This window comes from Cryobacterium sp. TMT3-29-2 (assembly GCF_004564305.1).
GTDB classification, from domain to species: Bacteria; Actinomycetota; Actinomycetes; order Actinomycetales; family Microbacteriaceae; genus Cryobacterium; species Cryobacterium sinapicolor.
Genome location: NZ_SOGK01000084.1, coordinates 1 through 18,374 on the forward strand (window position 1 = coordinate 1; position 18,374 = coordinate 18,374).

19 protein-coding genes are annotated in these 18,374 nt (G+C 63.6%); 5 read left to right on the top strand and 14 right to left on the bottom strand.

Annotation, left to right across the window (positions count from 1 at the left end):
• The 7 genes from E3O67_RS17250 to mobF all read right to left on the bottom strand — a co-directional run.
• Positions 1–201 (bottom strand): hypothetical protein (locus E3O67_RS17250; protein ID WP_206750564.1); only part of this gene is annotated, 201 nt, incomplete at its 3' end.
• Between the two features lie 278 nt (positions 202–479).
• A complete protein-coding gene (locus E3O67_RS09645) occupies positions 480–1,211 on the bottom strand; it encodes an RES domain-containing protein (protein ID WP_135102561.1) in 732 nt (243 codons plus the stop codon).
• On the bottom strand, positions 1,211–1,594 hold the full coding sequence (locus E3O67_RS09650; RefSeq protein WP_104102341.1) for a hypothetical protein: 384 nt from the start codon (positions 1,592–1,594) through the stop codon (positions 1,211–1,213). The genes E3O67_RS09645 and E3O67_RS09650 overlap by 1 nt, the downstream gene beginning before the upstream one ends.
• A gap of 403 nt (positions 1,595–1,997) precedes the next feature.
• Positions 1,998–2,276 (bottom strand): DUF1778 domain-containing protein, encoded by a 279-nt coding sequence (locus E3O67_RS09655; protein ID WP_135102563.1) that lies wholly within the window; start codon positions 2,274–2,276, stop codon positions 1,998–2,000.
• A 127-nt stretch (positions 2,277–2,403) separates the two neighbouring features.
• Positions 2,404–2,916 carry a GNAT family N-acetyltransferase gene (locus E3O67_RS09660; protein WP_135102564.1) on the bottom strand — a complete coding sequence of 171 codons (513 nt, stop codon included), beginning with the start codon at positions 2,914–2,916 and terminating at the stop codon, positions 2,404–2,406.
• Positions 2,917–3,056: 140 nt separating this feature from the next.
• Positions 3,057–3,923, bottom strand: coding sequence for a hypothetical protein (locus E3O67_RS09665; RefSeq protein ID WP_135102566.1), 867 nt, complete (start codon positions 3,921–3,923; stop codon positions 3,057–3,059).
• Between the two features lie 149 nt (positions 3,924–4,072).
• Complete coding sequence (gene mobF, locus E3O67_RS09670; RefSeq protein ID WP_135102567.1) at positions 4,073–7,876, bottom strand: MobF family relaxase; 3,804 nt, start codon at positions 7,874–7,876, stop codon at positions 4,073–4,075.
• Positions 7,877–8,175: 299 nt separating this feature from the next.
• On the opposite strand from mobF, the gene E3O67_RS09675 reads away from it, so the two are divergent.
• On the top strand, positions 8,176–8,502 hold the full coding sequence (locus E3O67_RS09675) for a hypothetical protein (RefSeq protein WP_135102569.1): 327 nt from the start codon (positions 8,176–8,178) through the stop codon (positions 8,500–8,502).
• 302 nt (positions 8,503–8,804) lie between these two features.
• Here E3O67_RS09675 and E3O67_RS09680 read toward each other — a convergent pair whose 3' ends face one another.
• Genes E3O67_RS09680 through E3O67_RS09690 form a run of 3 tightly spaced genes read right to left on the bottom strand, consistent with a single transcriptional unit; the run spans position 8,805 to position 9,852 of the window.
• The gene (locus E3O67_RS09680; RefSeq protein ID WP_135102570.1) at positions 8,805–9,023 is read right to left on the bottom strand and encodes a hypothetical protein; all 219 of its coding nucleotides are present in this window, start codon (positions 9,021–9,023) and stop codon (positions 8,805–8,807) included.
• Between the two features lie 16 nt (positions 9,024–9,039).
• Positions 9,040–9,576 carry an LPD29 domain-containing protein gene (locus E3O67_RS09685; RefSeq protein WP_135102572.1) on the bottom strand — a complete coding sequence of 179 codons (537 nt, stop codon included), beginning with the start codon at positions 9,574–9,576 and terminating at the stop codon, positions 9,040–9,042.
• A 12-nt stretch (positions 9,577–9,588) separates the two neighbouring features.
• Positions 9,589–9,852 carry a hypothetical protein gene (locus E3O67_RS09690; RefSeq protein ID WP_135102574.1) on the bottom strand — a complete coding sequence of 88 codons (264 nt, stop codon included), beginning with the start codon at positions 9,850–9,852 and terminating at the stop codon, positions 9,589–9,591.
• A gap of 471 nt (positions 9,853–10,323) precedes the next feature.
• Between E3O67_RS09690 and E3O67_RS09695 the strand changes: the two genes are divergently transcribed.
• Positions 10,324–10,749 (top strand): hypothetical protein, encoded by a 426-nt coding sequence (locus E3O67_RS09695; protein ID WP_135102576.1) that lies wholly within the window; start codon positions 10,324–10,326, stop codon positions 10,747–10,749.
• Position 10,750: 1 nt separating this feature from the next.
• On the opposite strand, the gene E3O67_RS09700 is transcribed toward E3O67_RS09695, so the two are convergent.
• A complete protein-coding gene (locus tag E3O67_RS09700) occupies positions 10,751–11,059 on the bottom strand; it encodes a hypothetical protein (RefSeq protein WP_135102578.1) in 309 nt (102 codons plus the stop codon).
• A 297-nt stretch (positions 11,060–11,356) separates the two neighbouring features.
• On the opposite strand from E3O67_RS09700, the gene dnaE reads away from it, so the two are divergent.
• Positions 11,357–14,677: a DNA polymerase III subunit alpha gene (gene dnaE, locus E3O67_RS09705; protein WP_135102580.1), complete on the top strand. Its 3,321-nt coding sequence runs from the start codon at positions 11,357–11,359 to the stop codon at positions 14,675–14,677.
• Between the two features lie 300 nt (positions 14,678–14,977).
• Positions 14,978–15,241 carry a hypothetical protein gene (locus E3O67_RS09710; protein WP_135102582.1) on the top strand — a complete coding sequence of 88 codons (264 nt, stop codon included), beginning with the start codon at positions 14,978–14,980 and terminating at the stop codon, positions 15,239–15,241.
• A 709-nt stretch (positions 15,242–15,950) separates the two neighbouring features.
• Here E3O67_RS09710 and E3O67_RS09715 read toward each other — a convergent pair.
• Together E3O67_RS09715 and E3O67_RS09720 are read right to left on the bottom strand one after the other, a co-directional pair.
• Positions 15,951–16,874 carry a DUF3039 domain-containing protein gene (locus E3O67_RS09715; RefSeq protein WP_135102584.1) on the bottom strand — a complete coding sequence of 308 codons (924 nt, stop codon included), beginning with the start codon at positions 16,872–16,874 and terminating at the stop codon, positions 15,951–15,953.
• A gap of 131 nt (positions 16,875–17,005) precedes the next feature.
• Positions 17,006–17,404 carry a helix-turn-helix domain-containing protein gene (locus E3O67_RS09720; protein ID WP_135102589.1) on the bottom strand — a complete coding sequence of 133 codons (399 nt, stop codon included), beginning with the start codon at positions 17,402–17,404 and terminating at the stop codon, positions 17,006–17,008.
• A 357-nt stretch (positions 17,405–17,761) separates the two neighbouring features.
• Between E3O67_RS09720 and E3O67_RS09725 the strand changes: the two genes are divergently transcribed.
• Positions 17,762–18,088 (top strand): hypothetical protein, encoded by a 327-nt coding sequence (locus E3O67_RS09725; RefSeq protein WP_135102586.1) that lies wholly within the window; start codon positions 17,762–17,764, stop codon positions 18,086–18,088.
• Between the two features lie 50 nt (positions 18,089–18,138).
• Here the strand turns inward: E3O67_RS09725 and E3O67_RS09730 are convergent.
• Positions 18,139–18,374 (bottom strand): helix-turn-helix domain-containing protein (locus E3O67_RS09730; protein ID WP_135102588.1); only part of this gene is annotated, 236 nt, incomplete at its 5' end.

Below are 18,374 nucleotides of genomic sequence, written 5' to 3' on the forward strand. Positions count from 1 at the left end.
ACGCGCCAGTTCTTCGAGGTAACTGCCGTCGTCAATGTAGTTGTCCCCCGGGACGCCTGGTTCGGGAGAAGGGTCAATCACCATGACCCACCAGTCGTCCTGATGTTCCGGATAGATATAGGCGTGGCGACCGGCCCACGGACCAGCTTGGATCCTGGCTATGCGTCCTTGCTCACCCCAGAATTCTTCCCCAAGCCACATACTCAGAACCTCACTGCGCCAGCCATAGCGACATGCTAACCACCGGCCAGCGTTGGACAATCGCCGACGCGCGCAACAGACGCTGATCTGCCGAGGTCCCTAGCCTGCCCGCANCGAGGTCCCTAGCCTGCCCGCACGCCGGACCTTGACCACACGCCGGCGCAAAGAATAGGATCCGGGGACTTGTGCCGAAGGAGCCGTCGCGTAAACCCCGCCCGGAAGGGATTCGTAGTCGCGAGCGTCAAACGGGGCAGCAATTGGATCTGCGCGGGCTGCTGTTATCCCCAGCTCAGACCGTGGAGCCGCATCGCTGCCTCCACATATGGGTCACCAGGGCGAAGGTCACCAACAACGATATTGCTCAGCTGCGCGCTGAACGCGCCATCAGTCGACCGCTCAAAAATAGTCCACAGTTCCAGATCGTTGCCGTGTCGAGAAAGGAACCGAACGCCATCGAACAAGGGCTGTCCGTCGTCGTTTGACATCTCGTAGATCTCGCGGCCGACGCGCTGGGTGAGCTCACGTGGTTCGCTGTTCTGAAGTGCCGACGAGTCGAAATCAGCCAATCCAAAGCCAACTGCGAGTGCGCCGAAAGCGGGGCGAAGTGCAGCGATCGTTGCGGAGTCTGCGACGTCGCAGTATCTGCCGCTTAAGTTTGCGCGGGAGGCCTGACGGACGCTGAGCCAGGACTCGTCGACTATGCCGACGGGTACGGACGCATAGAGGGAGGCATCGGCTTCATCGACGCGGATGCCGCCCATGTCGGTTTGGAGTATCGGGTCAGGGCGGAAGCGCGCGAGGACTTCGACGAGACAGGCGAACAGGCTCGACCCCGCGTAGATCGTACGGTAGGCCGAGTCGAGCGAGTCCCAGCGCCCGTTGAATCGGCCGTTGATGGCGTGTGCCCAATCAACCCAGTTCCAGGGAGCCGGCCCGTACCCGATGCGCCAGACCTCGCCGGGGTCGGGGCGGACGGCCATGCGATCGGCTCTGTCCGGCGTGTTGTCCACTATCCGACGGCGGCGAACGCGCGAGCAGCGGCCAGCACGCGTGGGCCAACTTCGTCCGGATTGCCTTCGCGGATGAGTCGTGCCGGCGCGATGTCTTCGAGCTGGGGGTTCATCCCTTGGAACCAGGCCTGAACCACACGAGGCTGGTCCCGCTCGGTGAGCAGCCCGGCGACCTGGTACGCGAGCCTCAGCCGGCGCGTGACCTCGGCCGGTGGCTTTCGGACACCATCGGCCCACTGCCGTACGGCGCGGGTTTCCGTGACGGAACCCAGATAAGCAACCAGCTGGGCGCCCAGGATCTCGCGCAGCTGGCCGACAAGTTCCGCAACATCCGAACGAATGGAAATCTCGTATGCTCGCAGTCCGGGAGTGGTTAGTGACATGTATAAAGCCTACCTCCATACCAGTTCCAGTGACACTAGATATCCCAAGCCATATCCCACCCAATATGACCGATAATGGTTATTATGTCAGCTCGTAATGCACCTATTGCAGGATTTGCAGAATAGGACTCCCCCGATAATTGTTCCGCCTGGAGCCGCACACGCCATCGGCTTTCAGCGAACCGCGGCGAGTTCAGCACCGGCAAGACCACTTCGAACACGGCGGTGACGACTACGCCGGTAACCGAGGTCCGAGTAACGGATGCTGCCTACCCAGCTGCACTAAGGGCGGGTACGACCGTACGACCGCTAGAACGACAGCACCCCCAGCGAAATGCGAGATAGACGATTTCTCCAGCCAAAACGCCGGATCCAAGCCTGCCCATTGTGCACTTGGCGCAGATTAGGCGTTGGCGTGCTGTGATTTGCGTACAGCTTCTTTGAGCCGCTTGGAAGGCTCGATGTCCGCGTTCAGAACCGACTCAAGTTGATTGACCTCTTGAGGGGTCAGCTTCAGGTAGCGGTCTTCAATAATCACCTTGCGTGCGCTCGACGCTGCGGCACCGATCACAAATGACGTAACGTCCTGACCTTGAAGCGCGGCAGCTTCACGGATCTGGCTGAGTGCATCTGGCGCTACGCGCATGCTCAGTCGTTCGGATCTGGATGGTGTTGCGCTCATGATCTCTTCGATTCTGTATCGAGGAGCTTCGCGTTGGCGTGTTTTTGGCGTTTGCTGAAGCTCTTGCTTGGTATTTGCGGGTTGTTGGTGTTATTGCTGATTTGCTTGTACGTTCATTGTACGTACGTTAGACACCAGTTTCAACCGGGTATAGCTTGCGAATTGTCTTCATCGGAAGAAACAGATGTAAGTCATGTGACTCAAAAGTGATGAAGCCGTAGCGCCCATAGAATGCTGCAGCATCCTTATCGATGGCGTGGACAACGATCACCTCAACCCCGGTCTTCTCGGCGATTTCCGCGAAGTTCTTGAGGGCATGCACGAGGAGCTGCTCGCCTAGACCCTTTTTCTGCACCGACCCGCAGACAGCCAGCTTTGCCAAGAGGAGTGCTGGCACCGGGTAGGTTTTCTTTCCGACGCCGTATGCACGGGCGGCATGATCGACATCAAGCTGGTAGGAGCGCGAAGCGTAGTAGCCGACAACGCGTTGGTCGCTTGGGTCGAGCGCAACGAAGGTGACTGCGTTGTCTCTCTTCTGCTGCTGTGAGGTCTGAGTTTGAAGCCAAGTATTGAGCTCAGGCTTGCCACAATCGAAGCGGTCACGGCCGCCCTGACCTGCATATTTCACGATCTCAAACATCTGCAAAGCCTACCTAGGCCCCGGCCATCACCGGTCCTCGACGCCGTTCGCTCGAATGACTTCCTCTGTGTTCAAATGGCGAAAGGCGAACACCACTGCTTAAAACCCGAGATGGCGTGGTGACCCGTGCCCAGTTGCGCCTACTTGGGGGCGCCTCTGTCGACCATGCTCTCGGGGAAGGCTGGTTCAGATGCAAGGAAAGCGAGGCGCCTGACCAGGCGCTCGTAGCGCTCGTGATCGGCGGGGGTGGGCTTGCGAGATTTCATCTCCTCCACGTCGCGCCTCAGCACTCTGACCTGTGCAACGTGTTCCGGCGCGGCATCCCTCAGCCGGTAGGACACGGTCAGCCTCTCGCGTGTCTTTTCCACGGCGGCCCAACTCTTCCCCCGCGAGGCATGAAGACTAGAGATCCCCGCGTCGAGAGCGCCTTCCGGCAGCCTGTTTCCCTCTCCGGGGTCAGAACCTAGCATTGACACTTGTTGCAGAAGTGCCTCTGCCTGCAAAGCAAACTGCTCGTGCTCCTGGATCGTTGACAGGTCTCGCTCGATGTCGAGGTCGAGGTCTCCGGCTAATTCGTTCATGTCCTTCTCTAAGAGGCTGACCTTCTTATCGAATCTCCGGAGTGCGCGCCGCCACTTGGACCAAGGAGCAGCTTTCTCGAGGAAGTCTCCAACGTCAGCGTTCACCAAACCCGTGAACGAAGCGATTGGAAGATACGACAGAGCGCCGAAAGCAAGGATTAGAAGATATGGAGTTACTGAAAGAAGAACCGGGTATGAGTTTCCCGTCTGCATTGCTATCAGTGCCCAAGTCTCAATACTCAGGAAGATGAATGCGACGAGGAGTAGGTAGACGCTTTGCCATCGCCGGGTCCTGAGTGTCGCCTCAGGCCAATGGACGGCATACCGACGAGCTTCGATGACCAGCGCAAGCGCGAGCACAGGTACGATCTGGGCAACGGGCGCCCAAAAATTCGTTACTGCAGGGTCTGTCGAAGCCATGATCATGTGCCCAGCATATTGAGGGCCGTCGGTTGGCCGCGCGGAGATGGCACCTGAGCAGGGTGAATCCTCCCTAGCCAGGCGTCATTGCCGGCAACGGACCAGGACACTGCGTCGGCCTCACAACACCCCAGGGCGAAACGTCAGAAGGTGTTTTACCGTTCGCGGCCGTTGTCGCGGGTGCGCGTGTCCTCGGGCTGTGTCGCCTGGTCGCCACGAGTCGTCTGCCGTGCCTTGACGGTGAGGCCGGCGGCGCGCTGCGCTTCCCGCTGCCGGTCGGCCGTGACCCGGCTCGCGGCTCGCATTACGTCGAGCGCGGTAGCGGGCCTCTGCCGGCTGGTCTCCCTCGGCTGGTTGCCCTGAGCCTGCTGCACCTGCAGGGCTGCCACGCGTGCCGCGAGTTCCGCACCAACCGTGCGCTCACGGTAGGCCTCAGGGATGGCCTGCGTTTGAGTGGGGTCGACCTTGTACCGGTCGCGGAACACGTCAACTTCGGCAGCGAGGCGCACCCACTCCTCACGCCGACTGCCCTCGACCGGGATGTCTCCGAGCTGCTGCGCCCACTCAGGCTGCTCGGCGGCGATCGCCGTGCCGCGTTCCTCGAGGCGCACCGCCAAGTACTCGTACCGTTCGGCCAGGTGGTCGCGCCATGCGAGGTCGGTGCCGGCGGCGTCGAGCGCCCTGCGATCGGCGATCCACGCCGGTACTGCCGGCCGCTCCCCCGCTGCCGGCGTCTGGTCGGCGGGGGCTGTTTCGATGCGTCGTTCCATCCGGTGGGAGAGGACGGCGCCGACGTCGTCGGCGGTGCCGCGTTCTCGTTCGTTCCATGATTCCCGCAGCACGCTGGCCGGGTCGAGGCCTTGGCTTTCGGCGCGGGTGAGGGCGGCGGTGACGGCTCCCCAGCTCTCGGAGCTGGTGAGGTTCCGGGCGTCCTGCTCGTCGAGGGTGTGGCCCACGAGTTGGGTGAAGCGGACGGTGTTGGAGCGTTCGGCGACGTCGCCGTATTGGTCGATGAGGGTGACCAGGTCATCGACGCGGGCTTGTTCGGCACGGATGGTTTCGGTGGCGGAGAGCATCCCGTCGCTGTGGCCGGCAATGGTGGCCAGGACGTCGCTCATGGGCTGGGCATCTTCGGTCTCGACGTAGAGGTGGTTTGCTTCCTTCCCGCGGGTCAACCCGACGTAGACGAGTTCGCGGGAGGTGGAGGAGTCGGCGAGGACGTGGGCGGTGTCCGCGGTCATGCCCTGAGCCCGGTGAATGGTCGACGCGTAGCCGAGTTCGACGTTGTTCTGCACGTACTCAGCGGGCAGGGTGATGCGGCCGCCGTGCCCGGCATGGGTGACAGTCAACGCCCCGTCGGCTTGCACCTTCCCCACGATCCAGACGTCACCGTTCTTGACCCGGTCGGTTCCCCGCCCGGTGCGGAGAGAGGCGTCGTTCAGCCGGGTCACGATGCGGTCGCCCTGATACGCGGCCAATCCGTCGCGCAGCTGCGAGGACTTCTTGCCCGAGACGAGGCCGGAGCCCATCCGGTAGGCCTGGGCCCTCGTGTTGAGGTCGGTGACGGTCACGTTTTGTTGGGCGAGCATGACGGCGTTCTTGCCGGCTTCGTCGTCGTGCTGCCAGGCGGCGAAGACATGGTCGGTCATCCGGTCGATGCCGCCACCGGTGACCCGGTCGTTGTCTACGTACCAGCGGAACGGGTCCCCCACCGTGGCCGGGTCGCGCAGCTGCCGGGTCGCTTCGGCTTCGGCCGGGGACGTGAACCGGTGGATCTCCTCAAGCTTGACGGAACCGACTTCGCGTTCCAGGAGGCGCAGCGCCCCACCGGACTCGACGGCGGCGAGCTGCCGGTCGTCACCGATCAGGCGCACGTGCGCCCCGTGCCGCTCAGCAATGCTGGTGACCTTCGCCAAGTTCAGGGTGCCGGCCATGCCGGCCTCGTCGACGACGATGATGTCCCCCGCACGCAGCTTCAACTCCTCCGGGTGGCGACTCTCGGAGGTGGCGTCCCCGTGGGTGTCGTAGGCGCGGACGAAGGAGTGGATCGTGGCCGCCGGGACCTCGACGGCGTCGCGGAACACGGCGGCCGCCGTCGCCGACGGGGCCAATCCGATCAGGCGGCCACCGGCCTGCTCGGTGGCGCGGGCGGCCAACGCGAGGGCGGTGGTTTTCCCCGCGCCGGCGGGCCCGGTCGCGACAACGAGGAGCGTGCCGGAGGTTGTGAACTCGCGCGCCAGCGCCCGCTGCCCGGCATCCAACGGTCCGGTGTGACGGGCGGCGGTGCGGTCGAACTCGGCCACCGTGATCGGGGCGATCGTTCGGGTGCGGCCAGCGACGAGGAGGGTGTCTTCGGCGGCGAGGAGGCCGGTGGAGGTGAAGAGCATGCGGCCCTTGTGCTCGTAGATGCTCGACCCGTCCCGGCGGGTCAGGGGCTCGAAGGAACCGTGCGGGGCGGGCGGGGTCACGCCGATCGAGTCCGTCTCCAGGGCACGCCGGGTGATCTGTTCGACGGTTCCTTCGGGGACGGGGCCGAGGCTGGTTTCCTTCTGGACCCAGCGGCGGGCTTCGGCCTCGATCATGTGCGGACCCCAGACCGCGTGATGCTCCGACACCGTCGCCACGACCTCGCGCGCAGCCCGGTCCACATCCACCACCCGCGGCTCCCCCGGCCTGCTACCCAGGGCCGGTGCGGCGGTGCGGGCGTCCTTGAGGAGGTTGGTGACGGTGACGGTGCCGACGCGTTCGGCGGCCTTGATGGCCCACTCGGTGCGGAGGCCGGCGAGGGAGCGGGCGTGGGCTTTAGCGGGGCGGGTCTCCAGGGTGGCCTGCTGCGCGAGCTTGATCCGGGCGACCGCGTCCGGGCTGCGCCCGTGGGTGGCCCGGTAGTCCTTCTCGAGCTGGCCGACGACCTTCTTGATGTCCGCGGACCGGGTCGAGAACACCCCGGTGAGGCGCTCGTCGACACCGGCGATCTCGACCACAGGCCGCTTGCCCGGGGTGACTTCCCGCAGCTCCGTGGACAGGCCCAGGCGGGTGGTGACTTCGTCCATGACGCGTTGGTTGTAGAACTCGGACGCGGCCACACCCTGACGGTGCAGGAGCTTGGAATCGATCGTGCGCCACTTCCCATCGACACCCTTGACCTTGTTCGCCACGACCAGGTGATCGTGCAACTGCGGGTCACCATTGCGGGAGTCATAGTGACGGAAACGCGTCGCAATGAGGCCGCCCTCGACGTCGATCTGTGCGACCCCGTTCGTGCCGGCACGGGTCGCGATCGCTTCCCGCTCGAGGTACGACACAGTGTCCAGGATCGCGACCGCCTGGGCATCTTCAATCGTCTTCCGGGTGTCCTCGTCGCCGAGACCCCAGAGCACGGACACGCTCTTCGTGGGCGAGAAGACCAGGTCGAAACCGGCGACCGCTTGCTGCGTCGGACGCGTCGCCGCGGTGATGAACCGGCCCAGCTCGTCCTTGTCCGCCGGCGGCCGGCCCTTCGCGTCGCGGAACGCCAGGTCACCTTCACGGGTGCGGATCGCACGCCGGTCGGCGACGTTCGGCTCGCGCCCGTTCGCCTGGGTGAAGTCGGTGTAGCCGGCGGCGATCTTCGCGGACAGGTCCGTGCCGTCGGTGCTGTAGCCGTAGTAGGAGCGTCCAAGCTTGGCGGCCTTCGTGGCCTCCCCCACGGTCTTACCCTGGGCCTGCGCGTCAGCAATGATTCGTTCGGCGTCGGGGTGCAGACCCTCACCGTAGAGGGCCTTCATCTGCTCCTCAGTGACGACGCCGGAGACGCCGAGTGCGGCCAGTCCCCCACCGACCCAGACACCGGGAGGGTTGCCATCCTCGGTGTAGTAATCGCCCAGCTCACGGCCGCTCTCACGCTTCGCATCACCGGTCGCGACCTCCTTGGTGTAGTACACATACCCGTCTCCCGCAGAGAGGATATGCATAGTCATCACCCGCTCACTTTACCTCGTTCATTACTAATGCCAGAGGTGTGACAAATACTTGTACGAAGAATGAGGATGCAGGGTGGTCACGATCGAAGATTGGGATGCTCGGATGTTGAGGCTGAGACCGATGGGTGACTGCAGGTAGGGGCTCTCGAGATGACCGAACCAGGCAGTGCACAGCTCGCAACTGAACGCTCGCCTCCTTGCGCAAGCGCGCATGATCCCTGGCGTTGGTTTTTGCGGACGAGCATGCGCGTGGGACTCCCGCATAATGGTTCTTCACCCACGAAAGGGGTACACCCATGGCCGATGTACGCAAGTCTGCGAAGCAGACTGCCGCCCGCTCTCGCGCACGCGAGAAAGCGGCAGAGTTCCGCGCGAAGGAAGACAAGCTCGAGCAGCTCGCCACCGACTACTTCGTCGCCACGGACTCCCTCGACGAGATCGACGCGACCGCCCAGGCCGAGATCGCGGCCATCCAGGAACGCGCAGCGAAGCAGAGCACGGCCGCCCGCACATCAGCGGCGGCTGTCATCGCCTCCATGCTCGAGCTTGGAACCCCCAAGGCAGAAGTAGCCGGCCGCCTCGGTCTGGCGCTGCGCGACGTCAAGAAGACTCCTACCCGCTGAAGCCATTGAGCTCTCGATGCGGCCGGTGACCTGTCTGGTTTGGCTCTTTTCGCTGGAGTGGCTAGGTCCTGTCGGTCCCGCCGGAGGCTCGCCGGAGAATGCTGAGCGGTCCGCCTCCTTGTGTGCGCGCAGAGTTCGCCCGATGTCTCATCGTGGCCAGGTTCCGGGACGGCGCCGCTACAACCGACGCCGTCCGCGCATCAGAATCGGCCGCAACCGTCGTCTGTGATTGCTCCGGTTGGTGAGTTGCTGGGGTGTTCAAATGCCCCCCTAGATTGTCGTCAAGGGGGGCGTTTGGGTGATCAGGCTTGGTGGTGGCTGTCTCCTTCTTGGTCTTCTTCGGCGTGTGCGGATACCCAGGTGTCGGCGGCGGTGTCGGCTCCGACGGTTCGGAGCATCCCGGCGAGGGCGTCGACTTCGGTGCAGCTCATCCGTGGGCCGACGTCGCCCGCGAAGTCTGCGGCCGCGAACACGTCGACGAAGCGCGCGGCTGCGGCGGTGTCGATGCTGGTTGTGTTCATTGCTGGTTGTCCTGGTCTATCGGGTGGGCGCGGTGACGGTGCAGAGGTTGACTCGGTGCAGGATGACCTGGGCGATGTGCACGGGGCTGTAGATGTAATCGTGGAAGTGCCCGGCGACGTAGATCCCGTGGGGCACGGCGGCATTGTTGATGGGTTCGCCCTCGGGGGTGAATACGACGAGGTCTTTGTGGTCGCTGTCGGTGCTGATGAGGTGCTGTGCGACCCGGTATCCGGCGGCCGTGTAGTCGCGGTGGGTGTTGATCCCGTCGCAGGAGTACCGCACGACCCGGGGCATGTCCTCGCCGTCGAACGCGACGAGCGCGGACCGTTGGTCGTCGTACCCGTCGGTCATGCCGTTGAACTTGCGGCCCTCGTACTGGCTGGTCACTGCGCTTACCTCGCGGTCGGTGGGTCCGTCGCTCCATGACACGTTCATCCATGCGGACGCGGTGCCGGTGCTCATCCGGACGCTGAACTTCACGCCGGGAAACGCGTTCTTGAGCGCCACCCGAACCAACTTGGCGGTGTCCTTGGTGCTGATGTAATCCGTCATGTTCGTATCTCCCTAGTTGCTCTGTGCGGTGGTGGCCTGGTCGGCCTGGATGGCTACCCAGTGGGCTAGCCGGGTCCGGAGTTCGTCAATCCGGGCGAACTGGTCGGCAGTTCGCGCGGCAACAACTGCGGGGCGCTCGGGAGTGTGGGGTGTGGCGTATCCGTCCCAGGTCAAGAGGCGTTCGCGCCTGCGGATCGAGCTGGTGAGGTGGAATATCTTCCGCTCAACGTCGGCGGGAGTGATCGTGTGTGCGGGGGTCTGTGTGTGTTCAAGCATTTTCTCTCCTCCAAATTTTTTTGCCTTTCGGCGGTTTTTCCGCCCTCATGGAGTGCTGTCGGGGTCAAGCCCCAAGGAACGGTTGCAGGCCAAAAGTTATGGAGGAGCGCAGCGGGGGAAGAAGTTTTTGCCGAAACTGTGACGACGGCTTGACGCCGACAGCACGCAGTGAACAATCCCCCAGACGAAAAGCAACAAAGTCACGTGCGCCGACCTGCACAGTCGGGCACCAGGGTCGGGCAGCTCGGTGGGCTGGCTGCATCGGCCACCTCGAGCTGTCGCCGCCACGCGTGTGGATAGCGTTATGCCCCCCACGTATGGGGCATTAATGACTGCTGAGGGTTGTAGCGTTGGCAGCCCGGCGACGCCCATTTCAGGGGCGCACGACCGGCTGATGCCAGCGCGTGGTGAAGCGAGTTGCGTTGCCGTCATGACTCTAGGCTGGCCACGAATGACAATTTGGGGGACAACATGAAGATCCATATCGCCGCGCCAGCGGCCGCTCTACTGTTGCTGCTGGCTATGACGGGCTGCGCTAACGAGACCGCCGGAGTTGCCGTGCCTGCAGGGCAGGCTCCGCCGCCCGCAGCGGCAGAGTCGGCGGCCGCACATGAGCTGACCGCAACTTGCGATTCTGCCTTCTCAAAGGCGGAAGCCGATCTGCACAGCATGTACAACAGCGACCTTGAGGACGACGAATCCGCGTTTACCGCAGCGTTAGATCCCCTGTTTAGTGCGTGCGAGAGCCCCGCAGACCTCTACGCCGGAGGTGTCAAGCACCCGTTCGTTTACGGTCTGACAGGCGGTGCATATCTCGACAGGATGACGCTCGAAATATATTGCGGCGGCTATGAAGCGACTCCGGCGTGCACGGGCATGGATTCGTTCCAGCCCTAAATCACGGCTCGACTGTGATCGTGGGGCCGTCAAACGGAAACACGAGCGCCTGCTCGAGCGTTAGCGGGTGGAGCGACAAACCGCACGCGAACCCCCCACCGCCGGCGTACGTGCCCTGTATATCGGCGGCAACCGGCGTCTCGATGTTCTCTGTGATCTGAACGTCGGTGAAGACCGCGCCCATGCGCTCGGCGATCGCATCCGTGCAGACGCTCTCCGGATTGCCGCCGCTGGAGCACCCGGCTAGAGCAATAACGAGTGCGGCTGCACCGATCGAAGCGGGGGCACGGTGACGCGGTCGACTGCTCATTCCCGCAGCCTATCCACGCCGCAACGCAAAGAGCCTCGGTTTGTCTCCCCCCTTCGGGGAAGCGAGCCGGTACGGAACAGTACTCCGCGTCTGACGAGTTTGGTGCGTTGCTAGCCAGTTGCGAGACAGCTCGCCCGTGCTCAGCAGACCGGTGGCTGCGGACGAGCCGGATGCGCTGCTCGGCGCACAGCACAGATCTGAACCAAGGACGCGGCGGGCAGGTCTTGTCAGTGTCAGAGCCCAGACCTACACTCCCCATATCGAATAAACGTTCGATAGCAGGGGTTGGAGGCACGGATGCAACAGAGCTTCCCGCACCTCCACGTCGTCTCCGCATACTCCCCGCACTACGGCGTAACCATGCCCGAGGCCCTCGTCGACCAGGCGGCCGCCGCCGGCGCGGACTTCCTCGCCCTCACCGACCGGGACGGGCTGTACGGGGCGGTCAAACACGTGCGGGCGTGCGCGGCCGCCGGGATCCGGGCGGGCCTCGGCGCGGACCTGGCCGTTCACGATGATGAGCACCGGCCGCTCGGCCGGGTGACCCTGCTCGCCCACGGCGGCGACGGCCGCGGCTATGCCGCGCTCTGCCGGGCCGTGAGTTCCGCGCACGAGGCAGGCCGGGTGCCGAGCATCGACCGGCGCCGGCTCGCCACCTGGGCGGAAGGTCGAACCCTGACCGTGCTCCTCGGGCCGCTCTCTGATGTGGGGCTCGCCGTGGAACGCCGGGACAGCGCTGAGTCCGTCGCGGGGTTGCGCGCGTGGCTGCGGATCATGCCCATCGGTGCGGTCACGCTCGAGGTCGTCTGCCACCTGGCACCGACCGGGCAACGCGGTTCCGTGGCTGCGGCCACCCGGATGCTGGGCCTCGCCGAGGACACCGGGACCCCCGCCATCCTCTCCAACGCAGTCCGGTACGGCGAGCCGGGGGACGCGACGACCGCGGACCTCGCCGACGCGACCCACCTCCTCACCCCACTCGCCGAGCTCGAGGAACCGCAGGCGAACGGGCAAGCCTGGCTGAAAGACGCACAGCACATGCGCCAGGTCGCACGCATGGTCGTCGACGCCGGCGCCCGAAACCCCGACGCCCTCGACCAACTACTCCGCACCACACACGAGCTGGCGGACCGGTGCGCCCTGGACCCAGCCGCGGACATCGGACTCGGCACCCCCCGGATGCCGGAAGCCTCGATCATCGGCGTCGTCGGCGACCCGGTGGCTGAGCTGTGGCGGCGGGCCCGGCACGGCATCGACGACCGCTACGCCGGCACCACCCTCGCCCGTGCCGCGCACTTAGAACTCGCGCATGAGATGGAGACGGTCGAACATCTCGGGTTCGCCGCCTATTTCTTGACCGTGGCCCGGGTCGCCGACCTGATCCGGGGCATGGGCGTCCGGGTGCAAGCGCGCGGATCCGGTGTCGGCTCCGTCCTCAACTACGCGCTCCACACCTCCTCGGTCGAACCGATCGAGAACGGCCTCATCTGGGAACGGTTCCTCTCCCCCGAACGCCAAACCCTCCCCGACATCGATATTGACGTCGAATCGGCCCGGCGCCACGACATCTACCGGGAAGTGTTCCAAGTCTTCGGCGCCGACCGAGTGTCACTGATGTCGATGACCAACGCCTACCGAGGGCGCGGCGCCGTCCGGGACGCCGGGCTCGCCCTCGGCATGCCCGAGGACCAGGTCGCAGCGATCGCCAAGCAGATGTGGCGGTTCAACGCCCGCGACTTCCGCCGGGCCCTCGAGGAGAAACCTGAGCTCGCGGAACTCGCCGCGCAGGTGCGCGAGTCGCAGCAGCTGGACCAGCTGGTGGACCTGACCGCGAAGCTCGACCGGCTCCCCCGCCACATCAGCGTCCACCCGTGCGGTGTCATCCTCTCCGACACCTCCCTCCTCGACCGGACACCGGTGCAACGCTCCGGGATGGGGCTGCCGATGTCCCAGTACGACAAGCACGACATGGACCCGATGGGCCTCATCAAGCTCGACATCCTCGGAGTCCGCATGCAAAGCGCGATGGCGTACGCGATCGAGGAGCACCGGCGACTTACCGGCGAGACCATCGACCTGGACCGGGTCCCCCTCGACGACGAACCCACCTACGAGATGCTCCGCACCACCCGCACCCTCGGCGTATTCCAACTCGAATCGCCCGGACAGATGGAGCTGATCGGGAAGCTCCAACCGGAGGTATTCAACGACCTGACCGTTGAGATCAGCCTGTTCCGCCCCGGTCCCATGCAGGCGAACATGCCCCTTCAATATCTGAAGGCTCGGCACGGGGAAGTCGCACCCGACCACATGCACCCCCGGTTCAAACCCTTCCTCGCCGAAACCAACGGTGTCGTCGTTTTTCACGAGCAGGTGATGCGGCTCTTCGACGAGTTGACCGGCTGCGGGATGGGCAAGGCCGATGTGTTCCGCCGGCACCTCGGCAAATCCGGCGACCTTGCCGAGATCGAAGCGTACGTGCGAAAGCAGGCCGCCACCCGCGGGTTCCCACCGCCGGTCATCGACCGGGCGTGGAAGGTGCTGTCCGGGTTCGGCAGTTTCGGGTTCGCCAAAGCGCACGGGGCTGCGTTCGCCCGGACCACCTATGAGAGCGCCTGGCTGAAAACGCATCACCCGGCGACGTTCTTCGCCGGGCTCCTCACCCACGACCCGGGCATGTGGCCCAAAGATCTGATCGTCGCCGAAGCCCGCAACCTGGGCGTTCCCGTCCTCGGCCTCGACGTGCAGAAGTCCGCGCTGGATTACCGGGTCGAGCAGCTGGGCGACGGGCAACTAGCCATTCGCCTGGCCCTGCCCGAACTCGCCGGGTCCAGTGCGCTCGAGCGGCAGCGGATCGCGGAGCATCAACCGTTCTCCTCGTTGCAGGACTTCCGGGACCGGGTGCGGCCGCGCCGGCGCACCTTCGAAGCGTTGGCCCGGGTCGGCGCCCTGGACTCGTTCATCGGCTACGACCGTGCCCGCCGCGGCGACCTCCTCGCCCACATCCAAGGCCTCGGCGGCAAGGCCCTCCCCGTCGGACCCAACCAGCTCGCCTTCGACATTGAACTGCCGCTGCCTGACTTCTACCGGGCAGTCACCGCCCTCGACCTCCGCGGCCGCACCCAAACAGACGTCGAACTCCGAGACCTCGGCCTCGCCGTCAGCCAGCACCAAATGACCCGGTTCTACCCCCTCTTCAAAGAACTCGGAGTCACGCCGGCGTCGGAGCTCGTGAACCTGCCGGGCGGCACCGAAGTCCTCGTCGCCGGGGTCCGCCGCGCCACCCACACACCCCCGATGCGCAGCGGCAAACGCGTCGTCTTCCTCTCCCTCGACGACGGCACCGGGCCCGGGCCCGTCTCCAACGTGGTGTTCTTCCACGACGCACAAGCTGCGATCGGGGCACCCGTGTTCCGCACCCACTACGCCCTGATCCGCGGCCGCACCCGGCGCACCGGCGCCCGCGGCGTGTCAGTAACCGGCGAGCAAATGTGGGACCTGCTCGACGTGGCCGGGAAAGTCCGAGCACGCCAGGCCGCAGAGCAAGAACGGGAGCGGGTTGTGGTCGAGGCGGAGGCCGCGGACAACGTCATCCAGATGTGGAGACGAAGGGCGTGAGGTTCCCTTTCATGAGACGGGGCTGAGCGCGAATCCTTCCGTGCGGGTCAAAAAACGGGGCAGCTCCTCCGGCAGAAGCTTCAGAGGCCTCTTATTGTGCAGACGCGTTCGTCCACGGTCCGGCTTGCGGGCACACTGTGACGGAAGCTAGACCGAGGCTCAGCGCAATTGGGGCCTGCCCGCCTTACAGGAATAGGAATACTTCTGGGTCGCGACTCTTCAAAAGAAATTCCTTGTTCTTGGATGCAACGCGTGTTACGCTTCCATCACTCAATAACGCACATAGGAAATAGGAGCAACTTGAAGAACATTAAGCAGAACACTGACGGATACATCCGGATGAATGCACGCGGTGACGACTCGGCATCGGTCGCCATCAGCTTCCGCGACGGACAGCGAGTAGTCTTCAGCGGCCGCAAACTGAACAAGATCTTCGACAAGCAACTGGCCAAGTATCAGGCGGAGTCTTACATGGACGACCAGGGGCTAGTTCGCGGACCCACCAATGTCCTTCGCCCGAAGAACAACATCATGTTTGTTCGCGTTCACCCGCGTATGGCCTAGAGGATGGGAGGGGTGCCACAATGACTCAGGTTTCGCTCGGCGTGGCCGCGGAGGTCCTGAACATCTCGAGGACCTCCGCAAGCCAACTCACGGAAGCCGGTGTTCTCGGCGCAGTTTCTATGCGAGGCAACCGACGACTCGTTGACCTCGATGTGGTCCAAGCCGTTGCCGAGCGGCCCCCTGTCGCCACCGTAACGGCACCTCGAGCCCTAGTGGTGCGGCTCGGCTTGACTGCGGCGGTAGCTGATTCATGGCGTCACTACGTCGGGTGGTGTGAAGACTGGCCCAGGGAAGACAAAGAAAATGCCATCCGGGGAGACTGGAGGATACGCGCGAAATCCGTGCTTCTTCCCTGTCATATTGTTGCCTTAGTTGGCCCAGTGGTTGTCGGCGTTTTCGAAGCCGTCGCTGCTGAACAGGTCGGGGATCGGCTTCGGTTCACAGTGCAACCCGCTTCGTCCGAAGCGAACCGAGCCTTCACCGGGAAGTTACTTCGGCTCCCCCAGGGGCCCGTAATCAAGCGCCTTGGCCAGACATCTGACTCTCCCCGAAGAGACGCGGTGAATATTTCGGTTGACCCCGACGCATCCCCGCAAGACCGGGACATCGCCGGCACGTCTGTTCTCTCCAGCGGCCGCGAAGGTGTCACCACACTTCATACGTGAGGTGAGCAATGGGCTAGCCCGCGCGCGAGTTGCAGAAAGCGTCGTCATTCTGCCGGTATCTTGTCGAGCCGTTCTGTGCACTGGGGACACGATGGAAGACTCTCGTGATCCTGCCTCGGCACGAAGAACGCCCCGCAGAGTGCGCGCACCCCCGTGCCCTCGATGGTGCTACCGGCTAGGTGCTTCGTGTGTGTGTAATGTGCCTGCTGCCCCGGTTGAGACTGTGCGAGTTCCCCGCTTGCCGTGATGGTCTCCAGTAATTGAACACGCCGCTGCCAGGCACCCGGCTCAGCAATATTGGTGAATTCACTGTCGAGCCTGTCCCATCCCTGCTCGGGCGGCGAGAGCGAGATCAGGGCCCTCAATATGAGCTGCCATTCGAGGTTCGATCCTTTGAACTGTGCTTCGGTCTCCACCGTCAGCTGAATCTCATCAGCTTCGTAGTCAAAGTCACGCACAGGAGTCACCTCGATTGTCAGCTGTGCCAGGATGCCCTTCGCTTCGAGTGGATGGGGAACAACCAGTCGCGCGGAACCACCGCCGGCTACCGCACGAAGCGTGCCGAGCATGTCACGCTGCACCGATAATTCCCACTCGGTCAGAAGCCTTGCCGATGTCTCTTGCTTCAGCAGACGGAGATCTTCGTTGCTGGGTAGCCAGTCGCTCGTGCTGCCCGCAGCTTCGGCACGTTCAATCTCAACGTAGAAGTCATCAAAAGCCGTGTGGTTGTTCTTCGCGAGTCCGGCGACTAGGAGCCAGTTGACACCGGTTTTGGGGTCACACCAAACGCCTCCACGCCACTGCGAAATCTTGATCTCGCGAAGATGCAGGAGCGTGCTACCCCTGATTCGACCCTCATCCGAATCCTCGCTGAGGTCGGTACCGATCGACTCAGTTGCTTTGAGGATGAGCGGGTGATCTAGCTCACTCAGCGGGTGCAATTGCGTTAATTGACCATCAGCAAGCATCCGCCGAGGAAAGGGCGAAGCCCATCCGGCAGTCAAATCGTCGCGAAGTACTCGGAGTGTGGGACGAGCTCGACGACTATGCACAAAGTCATTCTGCCCCACCAGAGGTGTCAGAGCCGCGGATGATCGCTTTAGAGCAGATCGGCGAGTTCGTCGATGGCGCCCGTACGAGTTTTCTGCTGAGTGGCGAAGCGTTCCGCAAGCTCGCGTCTGTCGCGCTGACGCTGGGTTTCAAAAGAGATGATGTCGCGGATACGAATACGGCGATCACGTCCAACATGATGGGACACAATCTCACCTCGATCCAAGAGTTTGTATAGGTAAGTACGGCTAATCCCGAGGCGTGTCGCTGCCTGGTTCGGAGTGAGAGCAGCTGCCTCATCAAGAATCGCAAGTTCAGCGCCGTCACGTAGGCAGCGCTGGAGGCTAAGAATGACATCACGAAGTTCAGGGCCTGCTTCCGTGGCCGCAAAACGCTCAAGTGCGTCGAGTTGATCTGCCGGGATCCCTGAAGTCTGAATAGTCTGCATAATTTCCACCTACGGCATCTCTGACTAGCTGAAGTGTCACAGATGATTTATCTGTCACAGATGACACTAACACTCGAGCGCTCGGTGTCAAACCCCCGAGCGAATACGACATCACGAGGACCGTTTCATCCTGCGCGTTCCGGTCAGCCTTCCCTCACAGACAATTTTCATGGTCAGGCACAGCCGATAGCTGTTGTTGTGGCTGCCGGCGCGGTTCCGGTCTGACCACAGCGTGTAAGAAGCCTCATTTTGGGGGACGTCAGAAGGACTGTCGTGCGCGGGGCTCCCGTTAGGCTGAATCGACCTCTGAGGAGCCATCATGGGAATCCGCTGCATTGTCAGTCTGAGACACGGGCTGTGAGAGTCCAAAGGAGCTGGACAGCATGCCTAGCTACCGTCGTCCTTACTTTCGCTCTGGCCGCCTGCACATCTCTTTCTCCTGAGGAGAAATACGACAAGGCCGTCGGTTCTGATCGGATCCTTTCCCAGATGGACCCCAGTCTCGTGCGTGAGAGCGCCGACGATATCTGCAGCCTGCTGACCGGCGGCTCAAAACTCGGCGAGGTACGGGAGGTATTTGAATCGGGCGGTATCGCAGAAATGGAGGTTTCACGTCTCTTCAGAGTCACTTCAAACATCTGCCCTGACTACAAGGACGTGCTTCTAGGACTCGCGCCCGGCTAAATGGCCCAGCTCGTGAAGGGCTCCCTTCTGACAGTGACCAGGTGGGGCCACTACTTCTTCGATAGGAGCTTCGCACCGTCCGACCGCAGCTCCCCCGCAGGTGAGACATGGCGGTACAACGTCTGCCGGGTGATCCCGAGCTCCTTGCAGAGGTCGCCAACCTTCGTTTCCTTCTGACCCATCGCGGCCATGGCCAGGCGGACCTTGGCCGGCGTCATCTTGAACGGCCGCCCGCCCGTCCTCCCCCGTGCTCGAGCTGCGGCAAGCCCGGCGACAGTGCGCTCCG

Coding starts and splice junctions, on each gene's coding strand:
- E3O67_RS09650 (WP_104102341.1), bottom strand. CDS start 1,594: ATGTCACTAACCACTCCCGGACTGCGAGCATACGAGATTTCCATTCGT.
- E3O67_RS09655 (WP_135102563.1), bottom strand. CDS start 2,276: ATGAGCGCAACACCATCCAGATCCGAACGACTGAGCATGCGCGTAGCG.
- E3O67_RS09660 (WP_135102564.1), bottom strand. CDS start 2,916: ATGTTTGAGATCGTGAAATATGCAGGTCAGGGCGGCCGTGACCGCTTC.
- E3O67_RS09665 (WP_135102566.1), bottom strand. CDS start 3,923: ATGATCATGGCTTCGACAGACCCTGCAGTAACGAATTTTTGGGCGCCC.
- mobF (WP_135102567.1), bottom strand. CDS start 7,876: ATGACTATGCATATCCTCTCTGCGGGAGACGGGTATGTGTACTACACC.
- E3O67_RS09675 (WP_135102569.1), top strand. CDS start 8,176: ATGGCCGATGTACGCAAGTCTGCGAAGCAGACTGCCGCCCGCTCTCGC.
- E3O67_RS09680 (WP_135102570.1), bottom strand. CDS start 9,023: ATGAACACAACCAGCATCGACACCGCCGCAGCCGCGCGCTTCGTCGAC.
- E3O67_RS09685 (WP_135102572.1), bottom strand. CDS start 9,576: ATGACGGATTACATCAGCACCAAGGACACCGCCAAGTTGGTTCGGGTG.
- E3O67_RS09690 (WP_135102574.1), bottom strand. CDS start 9,852: ATGCTTGAACACACACAGACCCCCGCACACACGATCACTCCCGCCGAC.
- E3O67_RS09695 (WP_135102576.1), top strand. CDS start 10,324: ATGAAGATCCATATCGCCGCGCCAGCGGCCGCTCTACTGTTGCTGCTG.
- E3O67_RS09700 (WP_135102578.1), bottom strand. CDS start 11,059: ATGAGCAGTCGACCGCGTCACCGTGCCCCCGCTTCGATCGGTGCAGCC.
- dnaE (WP_135102580.1), top strand. CDS start 11,357: ATGCAACAGAGCTTCCCGCACCTCCACGTCGTCTCCGCATACTCCCCG.
- E3O67_RS09715 (WP_135102584.1), bottom strand. CDS start 16,874: ATGCTTGCTGATGGTCAATTAACGCAATTGCACCCGCTGAGTGAGCTA.
- E3O67_RS09720 (WP_135102589.1), bottom strand. CDS start 17,404: ATGCAGACTATTCAGACTTCAGGGATCCCGGCAGATCAACTCGACGCA.